11 protein-coding genes are annotated in these 13067 nt (G+C 66.4%); 3 read left to right on the top strand and 8 right to left on the bottom strand.

Annotated elements, in window-relative coordinates; genetic code table 11:
• Position 1: 1 nt before the first annotated feature.
• Positions 2-409 (top strand): DUF4913 domain-containing protein, encoded by a 408-nt coding sequence (locus AVL61_RS16315; RefSeq protein ID WP_058875387.1) that lies wholly within the window; start codon positions 2-4, stop codon positions 407-409.
• A 65-nt stretch (positions 410-474) separates the two neighbouring features.
• Here AVL61_RS16315 and AVL61_RS16310 read toward each other — a convergent pair whose 3' ends face one another.
• From AVL61_RS16310 to mobC, 3 genes are read right to left on the bottom strand one after another with little or no spacing between them, the layout of a single operon-like run.
• Positions 475-1245, bottom strand: coding sequence for a hypothetical protein (locus AVL61_RS16310; RefSeq protein ID WP_058875386.1), 771 nt, complete (start codon positions 1243-1245; stop codon positions 475-477).
• A gap of 2 nt (positions 1246-1247) precedes the next feature.
• Entirely contained in the window at positions 1248-2762 is a 1515-nt protein-coding gene (locus tag AVL61_RS16305) for a relaxase/mobilization nuclease domain-containing protein (RefSeq protein ID WP_058875385.1), read from the bottom strand.
• The gene (gene mobC, locus AVL61_RS16300; RefSeq protein ID WP_058875384.1) at positions 2759-3148 is read right to left on the bottom strand and encodes a plasmid mobilization relaxosome protein MobC; all 390 of its coding nucleotides are present in this window, start codon (positions 3146-3148) and stop codon (positions 2759-2761) included. The genes AVL61_RS16305 and mobC overlap by 4 nt, the downstream gene beginning before the upstream one ends.
• A 214-nt stretch (positions 3149-3362) precedes the next feature.
• Between mobC and AVL61_RS16295 the strand changes: the two genes are divergently transcribed.
• Both AVL61_RS16295 and AVL61_RS16290 read left to right on the top strand, forming a co-directional pair.
• Positions 3363-3692: a hypothetical protein gene (locus AVL61_RS16295; protein WP_058875383.1), complete on the top strand. Its 330-nt coding sequence runs from the start codon at positions 3363-3365 to the stop codon at positions 3690-3692.
• Positions 3689-3874 carry a hypothetical protein gene (locus AVL61_RS16290; RefSeq protein ID WP_058875382.1) on the top strand — a complete coding sequence of 62 codons (186 nt, stop codon included), beginning with the start codon at positions 3689-3691 and terminating at the stop codon, positions 3872-3874. The genes AVL61_RS16295 and AVL61_RS16290 overlap by 4 nt, the downstream gene beginning before the upstream one ends.
• Positions 3875-4136: 262 nt before the next feature.
• On the opposite strand, the gene AVL61_RS16285 is transcribed toward AVL61_RS16290, so the two are convergent.
• The 5 genes from AVL61_RS16285 to AVL61_RS17660 form a co-directional block, all read right to left on the bottom strand.
• Positions 4137-9170 (bottom strand): helicase-related protein, encoded by a 5034-nt coding sequence (locus AVL61_RS16285; protein WP_058875414.1) that lies wholly within the window; start codon positions 9168-9170, stop codon positions 4137-4139.
• A gap of 50 nt (positions 9171-9220) precedes the next feature.
• Positions 9221-9613, bottom strand: a complete 393-nt coding sequence (locus tag AVL61_RS18535; protein ID WP_058875381.1) for a hypothetical protein — start codon at positions 9611-9613, stop codon at positions 9221-9223.
• Positions 9614-10003: 390 nt separating this feature from the next.
• On the bottom strand, positions 10004-10483 hold the full coding sequence (locus tag AVL61_RS16275) for a hypothetical protein (protein WP_058875380.1): 480 nt from the start codon (positions 10481-10483) through the stop codon (positions 10004-10006).
• A 101-nt stretch (positions 10484-10584) separates the two neighbouring features.
• Entirely contained in the window at positions 10585-11523 is a 939-nt protein-coding gene (locus tag AVL61_RS16270; protein ID WP_082697249.1) for a nucleotidyl transferase AbiEii/AbiGii toxin family protein, read from the bottom strand.
• A 192-nt stretch (positions 11524-11715) separates the two neighbouring features.
• Positions 11716-12798 (bottom strand): type IV toxin-antitoxin system AbiEi family antitoxin domain-containing protein, encoded by a 1083-nt coding sequence (locus tag AVL61_RS17660; protein ID WP_197412745.1) that lies wholly within the window; start codon positions 12796-12798, stop codon positions 11716-11718.
• Between the last annotated feature and the right edge of the window lie 269 nt (positions 12799-13067).

Here is a 13067-nt window from a genome sequence, read left to right as displayed (position 1 = left end):
CATGGACTGGGAAGAAAAATCGTCCAGTGAGGGCAACGAGGACGTGGAAGAGCAGCCTCCTGCGGAGCTGGTCTACGCGAACGTGGTGGAGTTCGTCACCGAGATGTTGGCGCCGATGTACCGGCGTCAGCTGGACCCAGCTGGTCGCTCGAACACGTTCACCTGGTGCGCCCAGTGGTGGCGGCATGAGGAAGCCGTGAGCCGTCTGACGGGGCTGTGGAGGGCGTGGGAAAACCTGCGCCTAGATCCCACTACCGGGCTGGCGGTGTGGTGGCAGAACCACGCCGACCCGACCATGCGGGTCCTCTTTGAGGAGAAGGGTCCTTTCCACGGCTGCACTCCCAGGGAGCACCGCCCCAAGGGAGTTCCACTGACTTTGGAGCCACCTCCAGAGGGCCTGTTCGACTGAACCTCACAGCGAGAGGGGCGCAACCCGTCACAGGTTGCGCCCCTCTCGCTGTTGCCCTCATGGCATCAGCCGAGTTCCAAGCCTCTTTCTCGTCCTGCTGGGCGCCCGGTGTTCTTGCGGGCCTTGGGGCCACGCTTAGTGGAGCGCACAGCCTCGATGGGAGGCGTGCCCTGGTCCCGGTCGGCGGCCAGACGTGCCCGTACCCCATCGCGGCCCTCCTCGGTGCCACCAAAGGCCGCCATGAGCTTTTTGGCCAGGTTCGCCCGCCGGTCTCCGGAATCCCAAAGTTCCTCGGCTTCGGCAGCCGAGTGGCGGGTGTCGGCGTCGTTTTGCAGATCCCCCCGGCTGGCCTCTGCGGCGTTGAGGGCGGCCTCAGCGTGATCACGTTGGGCGTCCACGGCTTCGCGGGCCGCGGTCCCCTGCTCGACGGTCTCAGTGCGCTGTTGCTGCGGGACGCGCTCTTCCAGGTAGTCCTCCACGGCCAGCCCGTAGCGGTCCTTTACCTCCGACTCGATCCGTCCTCGCGCGGTGCGGGCGACCTCGTCGTGCTGCTCCCACTGCCGGGCCAGCCCGTAGTGGGCAGCGATGTCTTCCGGCTTGGCGGACTCCCAGAAACGGTCCTGATCCACCGGGGCGAGCTCGGTGCGCATCACTGCTCGTTCGGCTTCGAACCGGTCTTCCAGCTCCCGTCGCCGCTGCTGCTGCTCCATCAGGCGTTGACGCACTTGCTCGGCGCGCTGACGGGCCATCATCTCGCCCCAGCGCCCGGCGACGGCCATCGCCGCCTGAAGGTCACGACCGATCAGATCGTTCACGCCATCGGGTTGTGTGCTCATCTCTACAGCTCCATTCCGTAGTCCGTGCGGGGGGTGTGATCTACGTAAGGGTGCTCAACCGTGGGCCCCGGGGTCTCGCGCAGCGCACCACGGGCACGGGCGGGTCCGGCGTGGGAGGCACTGCGCTTGGGAGAAGAAGGCTCGACTTCCGGTAGCGGCTCCGCCACCACCGAGAGGTGCTGCCGGAAGGCGTCCACGATCAACTGGGTCTCGCGCAGTTCTTTGTTGGCCTGATGCATGTCCTGGAACGCCCGAGTCATCCGCAGCATCTGGTTCATGATCAATGCCTGGGCCATCGGGGAGGGCGCTTTCGTGACCGCCAGCAGGAACGCCGTGGTGCCACTGGTACGCAGTGGGGCTTCCAACGGGGTGGTGATCTTCAGCCCCGACCGGTGCGCCGAGCGTGCCAGCGTCCTCGCGGTGCGCCCCAAGGGTCCTTGCCCGTCCTCGGTCGCGTGCGACCACGCCGCGAACACCCCGGAGGCTTCACGAGCCGCGTGAGCCCACGCCTGATGGTCGTCCGGTGCGAGCTTCACCAGGCGCCGGCGAACCTCTTTCAGTTCATCCGCCAACCGCCTAGCGGTCACCTCATCCAGCACCGCACCGGGGGCGTCGGGGTGGACAATACGGCGGTGCCGCTTGGCAGCCATCCACTCCTCCGACGCCTCCTGCGCCGAGACCGGGGTGTCCGGCCAACGGGTCCGCAGGGACGGGAGCGTGAGGTCCTGGGCGAGCTTGCCGCCACCAAACCACAGCGGCCGCATCCCCTTCGGCGGACGCTCCGCCACGGAGTACCCGGTCACCACCGAATCAGTGCCAGCGGCGAACCTCGGGTGCACGAGCAGGTTCGCCCGGCGCATCTGCCGCACGAACTGGGCCTCGGTTTCGGCTGCCACCGCGCACGCCCGCACGGTGCGCTCCAACGCGAATCGGGCCGGCTCCCGGGTGCTGTCCCGCCGCACCTCGCCCTGCTGCAACCACCGTTCGGAGTGGTTTCCGAGCTGGATGAGATTGAAGTCCTGCTCGATCCCACGCGCAGCCTTCTGCGCCCGGGAGAAGTCGTTGCCCCAGTTCCACTTGGTGCCGTCCCCACGGATGGTGGAGGCCACGATGTGGATGTGGTCGTTGCCCTTGGTGGAGCGCCCGTGGTGCACCGCAACCCACTGGCACGGAGCCTTGGCCCCAGCGTCGGTGAAGTCCATCTCGTCCATGAACCGAGCCGCGATGTCGGACCATTCCTGATCGGTGACCTCCCGGTCCTGGTACGGAATCGACAACGAGCAGTGCCAGATGTGCTTGGCGTCAGCGTCCACCCCGAAGGACCGCCGGTTCAGGTCGATCTCGCCGGCGATCGACACCGCGGCTTCCTCAGACAGCTGCGCGTCGTCGTGCCAGGCCATGATGAGCGGGGAGCCGTTGATCAGGTGCGGGTCAGTGTGTTCGTTAGCCCTTCCCGGGCCCACGAGATACTTCATCAACCCGACCGGCTTGTCACCCTTGGTGATGTTCGGGATCACGGGATCAACTCTTCGATCTTGGCCAGCACGTCCGCTCCAAAGCGGCGAGCTTCCTGCAAGGTCTCGACCGTTTCGGGCAGCACCTCCCCGGTGCTGTTGGCGTGCCGAGCAATCTGGTTCACGTTGTTGGCGATCGTGGCCATCAGGTGCCGCATCTGGATCAGCTCGGCCAGCTGGTTCCGCCGCAGCTGCACTGCCACAGGATCCGCCGAACCGAACACCGCCTCGACCATCAGCGCCGAGGGCGACAGCCCGGTCTGCTGCTCCAGCACCATCAACGCAGCACGCTCCGACTCCGACATGGACACCCGGACGTACTGGGTCTTGCCCTCGATCCGCTTCCGCCTCGACTTCCACACGTGGCGCGGATTCTCCTGCTCCACCACAGCACCTCCCTTCCTTGCCGGCCCAGCGCAGCGCCCCCACTTTGTGGGCCCCACACGACCAGTGTGCCACCGCAAAGGCCGCGAGGCCAGCAGCGGTGCCCTTTTATGGCACATAAAAGATAGCTTTGCTCCGCTGGGGCACCACGGGTGCGAAGCGCCGGCTGAGCACGTGGTGGTTCTGGAACGGATCGTGTGCGTCCGTTAACCTGGGGGCATGGCAAAGCTCACCGACCCCCAGCAAGCAGAAGAAGCCGCCCAGCGGCTGCTCAACGACCGGATGGACTACATCCGCCGAGCGATCACCGCCCGCGGCGCCCTCGACGAGGCACGAGACGCGCTGAAGGAGGCAGAGAAGAACGACACCGCCGCGTTCCAGGCCGCCGTGAACAACGGCGGCTGGACCGCCGACGAACTGAAAAAGATCGGGCTGGCGGCACCCGAGAAGATGCAGCGGGTACAGCGCCGGCGGAAGACCACCCAGACCACCTCGGGCGCGCACTCCTCGTCCGCTCAGAACGACGGCGGCACTGAGCCGGAACAGTGACGGCCAGCCGCTGGGTTCTCACCACGAGCTACGGGGTGCTGCTGGTCGTCTCCATCGTCCTGGTGACCCGAGGCTCGAAAATCGGATTGTTCTCCGGCCTGATCCTGGTGGTCTCGCTGCTCGTCATCTGGCGCGAAGCACGCCAGATTCGAGAGGAACGCGAGAAGGACCACCGTGGCTAAGTTCCTGGCCCCGTGCCCACATGGGCACGGCAAAAGCTCCCACCGGCTCCGCGGCTTTTCCCGCACACATGATGGACAGCGGGGACCCCATCCGACCACCCGCCCACAGCCGGCAGGTCACCTCCCCCGTGACCGTGGCACTTCCGTAGCCGCCGACTGTGGACGGCTTCCCGCACACGTGGTCACCACACAAGCAACGGTGCCCGCTCCCCCAATGGGGAGCGGGCACCGTCCGTCTGAGCAGACCGAGCAGAGCGAGTATTTACAGCTCCAAGCCGCCCTGCTGGGGACGCTGCTCGTCGTGCCGCCGCGCCACCTCGAGCGGACGCCTGGGGCCGTTGCCGCCGCTGCTGGCACTGCTGCGTCCCGCGGTGGGAGCGTCTGGGAAGTTGATGCGCATCCGTTTCTTCAACGCCTCCAGCTCCGGATCCAGGCTCGGTTGCGGCGTCTCCTCACCGCGCATCGCGCGCCCGATCCGTTCGACCTCCCACCGGGCAGCATCCAGGGCTTCCTGGTGCTTGAACGGCACGCCCAGTGCCTCCCGGGCGTCGACGACTTCCTGCCGGGCGGAGGCCAGTCTCGCTTCGCGCTTGGTGACTTCCTCCGGCAGTGCCCGGACCTGGTTCTCGAGTCGTTGGATCATGCCCACGCTCGGGTTCAACGACGTCGCGCGGGTGACCTCCACGGCCACACCGGGGGCGTCGTCGATGCGCAGCTCGACGGGGGATGCGCCCAGGTCGGCCAGGTTCCCTGGACGCTGCACGACCCGGATGTCGTGGCCACCGATGCGTCCGGCAACACCGAGGTCGATCTCCCCGCCCCGGGGCGGGCGCGAGGTGGCGTACACTCCTGCCCACCGTTGCCACGCTTCCGCCGCCTCGGTGCGCTTGTCGTAGCTGGCCCCGTCGATGGTCATCCGGAACTTCTCCCCGCCGAGCTCATCGGTGGTGCGCTGCGCGGCTGCGCGGAGCACGGGGATCTCCTGCTCCAGCGCGTCAGCGCGCGACTGGGCGGCGTCCTTGCGGAACACCAACGACGATTGGTTGCGGTGCCAGGCCCGGTTCAGCCGCTCCAACCGGGCCAGCTCTTGATCGGCTTTCGACTTCTCCAGGATCAACGGATTGCCGCTGGAGATCGCCTTCACCTCGGCGAAGGACAAGGTGTTATCCCCGACATCCTCGATCTCGCGCACGTCCAACCGGCCGCGCATGATCTGGTCGATGAACTTCGACTTCCGCTCCAACGTCTGCCACATGAAGGTGTCGAAGGACCCCTTGGTCACCACCTGGGAAATGGCGACCTCCGGGTTCTGATTGCCCTGCCGGATGATCCGCCCATGGCGCTGGGCGACATCGGCCGGGCGCCATGGGGCGTCCAGGTCCACCAGGTGCACCGCACGAGCTTGGATGTTGGTGCCCACCCCCATTTTCTGGGTGGAGCCGATCAGCACCGCCACCTCCCCGGTGCGGGCGGCGGAGAACAGCCGGCCCTTCTCCGCATCGTTGCGGGCCTCGTGCATGAACCGGATCTTCTCCGCCGGCACCCCCCGCTCGGCCAGCTGAGCGCGCAGTTCGTCGTAGACGTTCCAGGACTCCGATGGAGTACCCAAGTCGCAGAACACGATCTGCAGCGCACCGCGGGTGGGGTGCTCCTCCCCGGTGGAGGGATCCGTGAACACGTCCTCGCGGTGGTCCTCGTACACCCGGGCCATCAGGTCCGCGGCGGCGCTGATCTTGGTCTCCGCCACGACCGAGCCCAGCTCCGGATCGATTAGGCGCAGGTCCAGGGCGGCCTTGCGCCCGTCGGAGCTGATCTTGAGCATGTTGTCCTCGGTCGGGGGCACCAACCGCGCCTGGATCGCCTCGGCCCGCCGGCCGATCTCCGCGATGTAGTCCTGCAGCTCCGCGGAGGCCTCCACCGGGACCATGCGCGGCAGACGCTTCCCGTCCTCCCGTTCGGCAAGGTCTGGGGTGGGGAGCTGCAAGTCCTCGGCGGTCTTCACGTCGGCGAAGGTGTGGAACATCTTCAACAGCTCCGGGACGTTCTGGAACTTCGCGAAGCGCTCCTTCATCTTGAACGTGTCCCCGCCGGCCACCGAGAGCTCCATCTCGGACACCACCTGACCGAAGGTCGCCGCCCACGAGTCGAAGTCGTGGATCCCCGCCCGCTCCAACAGCTCCGGGCCCAGATAGCGCTGCATCACGTACATCTCGGTCACCGAGTTCGCGATCGGTGTCGCGGTCGCCCCGGTGATCACCCGATCTCCGTGCACCGACCGCAGGTACTCCACCTTGGAGTGCAGGTCACTGGCCCGCTTGGACCCGTCGATCGCCGCGTCGGAGATGTTGGAGGCGGTGTCGAGGTTCTTGTACTCGTGCAGCTCATCGACCAGCAGGTAGTCGATGCCGGTCTGCTCGAAGGTGATCCCCGGATCCGTGGCCCGGTCGGACTTGGCCTTGAGCTTCTCCTCCCTCGCCTGGAGTCGGGCCTCCATGCGCTTGATCGACATGGTGTCCGCCCCACTGGCCGCGGCCCGTTCGTTGGCGGCCTCCAGCTCGGCCCGTTGGCGGCCCATCTCGGACAGGTCGTAGGCGGCCTTGGACTCCTCGGAGAGCTCGATGCGCTCGAACGCGGTACGGGTCATGATGATCCCGTCCCAGTCACTGGCCGCAGCCCGGGCCACGAACACCCGCCGCTTGTCTCCGGCCAGATCCTCCGAGGACGCCGCCAGGATCTGCGCTTGGGGGTAGAGCTGCAACCACTCCCGGGAGAACTGGTCGAGCATGTGGTTGGGCACCACGATCACCGGCTTGCGCGCCATGCCCAACCGGCGCAGCTCCATCGCACCGATCACCATCTCGGCGGTCTTGCCCGCCCCCACCTCGTGGAAGAGCCCCACGGAGGGCTCCGAGAGCATCCGCGCCACTGCGGCCCGCTGGTGGGGCCGGGGGGTGAAGTTCTTCACCAATCCAGGGAAGCTCAACCGTTCCCCCTCGACGGTGTAGTCGCGCAGCACGATGGAGTTGAACCGCCGGTTGTACTCATCCACCAACCCGGCCGCCCGCCCCGGGTCCTCCCACACCCACTCCCCGAAACGCTCCTGCATCAACGACGCTTTCTCCTGGGCGGCGGTTGTCTCGGTGGCGTTGACCACCCGGCGGTTGCCCTCCGGATCCGACGGGTCCGGGTCCGTGACCTGGATGCGGCGCTGCTCCAACAGGCGGGCGAAGATGTCGCCAGCGGCCATCCGCTCGGTGCCCCAGTCATTGCGGGCGGCGAACACGTGGCGCGATGCGCGCACTTCCCAGGTGGCCCCGCTGATCCGGTCCACCCGTGCAGCCGGGTCTTTGATGATGTGGCGCAGGAACTGCTCGTGGATCTGAGGGGTCACCCACACCGCGCCGATGCGGGCCTCGATCTCATCGGCCCCCAGCGGGGCCGGCAGCACGGCCTCCAGGGCGGTCACGTTGGTCTGGAACCGCTCGTCGGCGGCTGCCGCGGCCCGGGCGGTGTCCAGCTTCTCGCGTACGTCTCCGGACAGGTGCTCCGCGCGGGTCTCGTAGACCCCGTCCTCGCCGGGCACTTCGTAGACCAGCTCCCCCAGGGTCTCGCGCGCGGACTCTTCGTCGGTGCCTAGCAGCCGGGCGATGTGGGTCAGATCCACGGTCCCCACCGTGTCCAGGGTGACGGCCAGGGCCTCATCGGGGGTGTCGACCCCGAGCACGGGCCGGCGCGGCTGCACCTGCCGCTCCGACAGCAAACCCGCCGGGGCCGCGGTGCCTGCGCCTTCGTCGAAGTGCTCCAAGGCCTTCACCAACGGCCCGAACGGGTCCCCGCGCAACAGGCGCACCGCCGGAGGAGTGACACGGGCCAGGATGTCCTCACCGGCATCGTTGGTGCGTCCGGTGCGCCGCTCCGTGAACCGATTGATTGGCCCGTATCGGTCTACATACGCCTCATAGCTGCCGCGCAGCTGCTCGCGCATGGCGTCGAGCTCATCGGTGTCCTCGACGTTGGCCGCCTCCAGGCTCAGCACGGCCCGCCCGGCATCGCGCAACCCGAGCAGGGCCCGCAGTTCGGTCTGCTGGGTGAGCGGCACCTTCAACGGTGCGTGCACCCCATCCACGGTGACCTGGGTGAAGCCCGCTGGCCCGCGGTCGGTGATGTGCCCGATCTGTTCCTGCTCACCAGCTGGAATCAGGGCGGCCGCCTCGAGCTTCTGCTCGCCACTGCGTTCCGTCATGCCGTACCCGGCCACCACGGCCTGCTCCGTGATTTCCGCTAACTGTTCGCGCAGCCGGGCCCCGGTGGCGGCCAGGTCCTCAGCACGCACAGTGAGGGTGGCGGAGCCGTACATCCCGTGGCCCATGGTGGGCTGCCCGAGTACCCGGGCGGGGTGAGCGAGGAAGTAGGAGTTCATGCGGGCTTGCTGGCCGTCCAGTTCCACCGCAGCGGTCTCCACCCACGACCGGTCCAGCGGCTGCTCCCCGGGCAGGCGGCGCCGGAAGATCAGCACATCGGTCAGCGCGTCCGTGCCGGCCGCCCTGCGGTGGGCCCCGGTCGGTAGACGCACCGCACCGAGCAGGTCGGCCGTCTCGGCCATCTCCCGGCGGGCTGCGGGGTTCTGCGCGTCCAGGGTGAACGCGCTGGAGATCACCCCGGCTACCCCACCGGGCCGGGTCAGGGCCAAGGATTTGAGGATGAAGTGGTTGTGCATCGAGTGCCCGCCCGCGTTGTGCCGGGGATCGTGCAGAGAGTTGCGGGAGAACGGGACGTTGCCCACCGCGACGTCGAAAGTGCCACCGGGCATCCGGGTGTCGGCGAAAGACTCGGTGCGGATGGTCGCCTCGGGATAGATGGCCTGGGAGATCGCCGCGGTCACGGGGTCCAACTCCACCCCGGTCATCTGCGCCCCTTCCGGGGCCAGGCCGATGAAGGTGCCGGCCCCGGAGCCAGGCTCCAGCACCCGACCACCCTGGAACCCGAGACTTTGGAGCGCGCCCCAGACCTCGGCTGCGATCGCCGGGTCGGTGTAGTGGGCGTTGATCACCGTGCGCCGGGCGGCGGCGTACTCGGCCTCATTCAGCAGCTCGTGCAGCTCGGCCCGCTCGGCCTCGTACTCGGTGCGGGACTCGTCGAAGACCTCCGCCACCCCACTGGCACCCCAGGACCCCCAGCGGACCAGCGTGGTGCGCTCGGCCTCGGTGGCGGCCCGCTCCTCGGCCTGCAGGGTGCGCAGCACGCGCAGCGCTGCGAGATTGGCTCGGAACCTCGCCTGCGCCCCGGACGGGGCCAACTCGTCCTGGGCACGCGGGACAAAGCGCCCCGAGGCCACAGACGCCTGAACTACGCCTGTTCGGCCTCCTGCCGGCGCACCTCGTCCCAGTACTCCCGGTCCTCCCGGTTCAGCTGCTGCACGATCCGCAGCCTCCGCGCCACCCCGGACTCCTCCTCGTTCTCCTCGTCCGGTTCCTCCTGCACCGACGGGTCCGGAGTCAGCATCTCCGCGCGCACGATCTCCTCGGCCTGCATCTTCGCCGCGTTCAACCGCCCCACCTTCTCCAGGAAGCTCTCCCCCACCGGGTCCGGGCCGGCCAGCGCCGTCGTCAAATCCTCCACCCTGATCGATGCCTCCTCCCCCAGCCTCTCGAACCACGCCTCCGGATCCGGGATCAGGGCGTACTCCGCGGGCGCGGTCGTCTTCCACGCTTCCTGCGCGAACTTGCCGTACGTGTTCATCACGAACCTCCTCGGGTTCCGGGAAGAGAAAGGCATCAATGCTCAGCTGCCCCTCGACTTGTGTCCTCTTGCGGGCTCGGGCCATGGGGGGGATCTCCTGATTGCGATCGGGAATCTCCCTCACACGCTACCCAGCCGCTCCACGGCCATCTTCGAGAACACGCACCAGCCAACACCCATTATGTTGATATGTCAACATAATGGGTGGGGCGTCAGCCCTTCTTGTGCCCCGAAAGAATCCCTACGGCCTCATGGGGATCGTGTGGCAGTCACTCTTGCGGAGACGCTGGGTACAGAAGCCGCCATCGTCGGATCGAGTCCACCTGTTGACCGTTGTGCAGGACCGACTTTTCGCGGTCCTCCGGTCGCCCGGCGGCTTCAGAGCCACATTCAGCTGAGGCGGTCCGCCAAGCTACGCACGAGGGCCAGCAACGCCTGCACCGATTCGTCGTCCTGCAAGGTCTGGGCCTTGATCGTCATGGCATCCCTGCCGTTGTCACGGTTGAGAGTGACGGTCACCTTGTGCACACCCCCGGGAACACGGCTGGTGCGCTCCGTCGCGCGAACGTCCAGGTCAAAATCGACGAGGTTGAGAGGCTCGACATGGATTTCCCTTGACCCGCTTCGCCCGTAGCCGGTGCTGAGCATGGCGTTGCCAACAAGGACATGCAGCACCCCTGCCTCGGCGGTCCACTCATTGCTGGTGACGGTCGCCCATATGTACTCGGGTTGTTGGTCGCCGAGGACGATGGCTAGTCGCTTGAGGGCAGGGTATAGATCGGGCTGCTCGCCCATGTCGTGCAAGTTGTAGTGGTCGCGGGCGAGCAGGCCATAGAGGGCTTGCTCGCGGGCGTGCGGATCGTCGCTCATCGGTGTCTCCGAGGTGTTGGGGGCTGGGGGGATTTCAGCGTATCGAGCCGATGCGACCGCATAACGTGAGGCGTCCCAGCAACTTGGGGACTGATGCGCGATCAGATGTCATCTGATCGCGCATCAACCCCCTTCCAAGTCAGCTTGATGGGGTCCCAGGTCTCTTCGGCGAGGTCTCCTTTTAATACCGGGTTCAGGAGGCGTTGGGCCAGGGCAGTGGCTGCATCGATGGCCTGGTAATTGGCGCAAGCGGGGATAGTGCGGGCCATTTTGGTATAGCTGGGTCCCCAAGCGGTGGGAATGGTGAAGTGGGTAAAAAGGTCGAGGCGGCGGCGTCGACGTTCGGTGTCGATGGCTGCAGCAAGGGATGCGGCGTTGAGGGGGTAGGTGGTGGCGATGACGACAAGATCCACGAGGTCTTTCTCTCGGGAGGAGGGAGCGCCGTTGTAGGTGGCCATGGTGGCGCAGACCTTGTCGGCAATCTGGTCCACGATCGGGTAGAGCCGGTAGTCGGTGGTCACCAAGCGGGGTAGGTGGAGACGGTTGGCCGGGGCGGTGGTCTCGATGGGCGCGGTAACTCCGGCGCCGATAGCCAGGTCCACGTGGAATGAGTGGAGTTTTGTGGTGCCCAGGTAGGGGATGAACGTGACCCGGTAGCCGTCGGTGTAGGGCTGGGCCTGTCCCTCCACAGCGTCGACGTGGCTGTGGTAGACGAACCGGAAGTAGTCCCCCAGGTCGACTGCCGCCAGGCGCTTGAGGTCCTCGAGAGCCTGATCGAGGGTGAAACCGTTGCGGTAGAGGTCCACGTCCAAGGTGGCCCGGGTGGAGGGGATGCGCGCGAGCATTCCCGTACCGCCCTTAAGGACCCATTCTGAATTGGCGCCGTCGGAGAAGACACGGCACAGGAACCGATCGAAACACGCCTGCCGGATCATGTTGCCGACATTGCGTGAGCGGTCCTGTTTGCCGGCATTGCGCGCGGCATTCTTGATGGCACTGTCCACTGCTGCGGAGGAGGAATAGGGCGGCTCAGATGGCATGGACACCTTTCACGGAGGGCTGGAGGAACTGCAGATGCGGGGAGGAGCCGCTGCGGAGGACGAGTAAGCAGCACATAGCACCAGACGAGCTTCATCAGAACGTCTTGGCAGTGAGTGACTACGGAGTATGGCTTATGGGGAGCCCTGTAACGATGGGGGTGTCCTCACGGGGCAGGTGCCGCCCTGAGGCCTTTACGAGGACGAAGCCTCCTCTTCTGCCGGCGGGGAGTCTTGGGTCAGTGCGGTGGCCTGATGTGACCCCCCTGAATGGTTCAGTGAACTACGCAGCCGCGCCGCTGTCTGTTGCCAGGCTGGGTTAGTAAACGGCTCCAGCGCGGTCCGCACGGCGGTCATGTTCACGGCGTTGAGCTGGGACAGCGAGGTGTTGGTGCGCAGGACTTCTCCAAGTGCCAGCAGATGCGGAGCCGTCTGTTGTTCAAGAGCACTCATGGTCTGTTGCAGCGGCTGAAGGGATGAGGTCAGTTGTTCCTGAAGTTGGCGCACCGTGTGGGCCAGTTCCGGGTTCAGAGTAGGCCCGTTCCCCGGATGGTGGGCGAGCAGGTTGCGCAGGTAGCGAGCAGTTACCAGCGGACCTATCTCCGTGGAAGCCATCCGGGCGGCCACACTCTCAGAATCCAGACCAACAATGCTCAGTAGGTGGTCAAGGAGGGCTTTCCCATCTCCGCGGGCGTGGCCGTGGCGTGCCGCGACCGGCCCTAGAAGATCGGCCAGCCACTGAAGGTTCACCCCACCAGCACGAGTCGCATCCGCCAGCGCGTCAGCCACCAGGGACAGGTCAATGCGATCGGCCACCATGTCCGCCAGGGTGCGCTCTGCGGTGGTGACCGGCAGTCCTGCCACCATGGTCACCTCGTTATCGTGGAGATGGCGAATGCGGAAGTGGATGCCGGCTCGCTGCGATTGTCGACGGGTAGGGGTGGTGAACTGGTAGGGCTCCGGAAGCAGATCCCCCATCTTATGAAGCCACGCCGCGCTTACTCCGGAGACCACCACACCGGCTGATCCATCGCTCAGCCGATCCTCGGCAGTACGAGTCGGATCAGTGGCCAGCCATCCGGCGCGTAGATCCTCGAACTCATCGGCCGGAGCCCCGGCTTCCCGGTACACCCCTTGCGTCAGTCGAATCAGATGCCCAGCTTCGGCCGCCCTTGCCAGCGCCAGTCGGGAGACACCAAGAGAGGCCGCCTGAGCCGTAGTGACCATCCCCCACTGGGATGCGGTCACCTCTCCCAGCATCCGCAGAACCTCAACCATCCTCATACTTAGATTGTATCCTCTAGTTGCAACAAACCAAGTCCAATGGCGCACGCATGCAAGGAATCCCGTACATCTGTCCTCCTCACCAGTGGATCGGGACTGGTGCATGGAGGAGTGATACCTGGGGTGGTCTAGCCGCTGTGCAGCCCGGAGCTACGCGGCACGGACCTGTAGGACATCCCATTACGGCGACGTAGTTCTCGTGAGTCGATGGCCGGTAAGCCGGCCATATGTAAAGCGAGTGGTGGCGGTGAGCCACCTGCCCT

The organism is Kocuria rosea subsp. polaris (assembly GCF_001483755.1).
GTDB lineage: Bacteria > Actinomycetota > Actinomycetes > Actinomycetales > Micrococcaceae > Kocuria > Kocuria cellulosilytica.
The sequence above is the reverse complement of the archived record's forward strand: the minus strand, read 5'-3'. Positions and strand labels throughout refer to the sequence as shown.

Bases quoted from the DNA above. Each gene is read 5' to 3' on its own strand.
- AVL61_RS16315 (WP_058875387.1), top strand. From the start codon at position 2: ATGGACTGGGAAGAAAAATCGTCCAGTGAGGGCAACGAGGACGTGGAA.
- AVL61_RS16310 (WP_058875386.1), bottom strand. From the start codon at position 1,245: ATGAGCACACAACCCGATGGCGTGAACGATCTGATCGGTCGTGACCTT.
- AVL61_RS16295 (WP_058875383.1), top strand. From the start codon at position 3,363: ATGGCAAAGCTCACCGACCCCCAGCAAGCAGAAGAAGCCGCCCAGCGG.
- AVL61_RS18535 (WP_058875381.1), bottom strand. From the start codon at position 9,613: ATGAACACGTACGGCAAGTTCGCGCAGGAAGCGTGGAAGACGACCGCG.
- AVL61_RS16275 (WP_058875380.1), bottom strand. From the start codon at position 10,483: ATGAGCGACGATCCGCACGCCCGCGAGCAAGCCCTCTATGGCCTGCTC.
- AVL61_RS16270 (WP_082697249.1), bottom strand. From the start codon at position 11,523: ATGCCATCTGAGCCGCCCTATTCCTCCTCCGCAGCAGTGGACAGTGCC.
- AVL61_RS17660 (WP_197412745.1), bottom strand. From the start codon at position 12,798: ATGGTTGAGGTTCTGCGGATGCTGGGAGAGGTGACCGCATCCCAGTGG.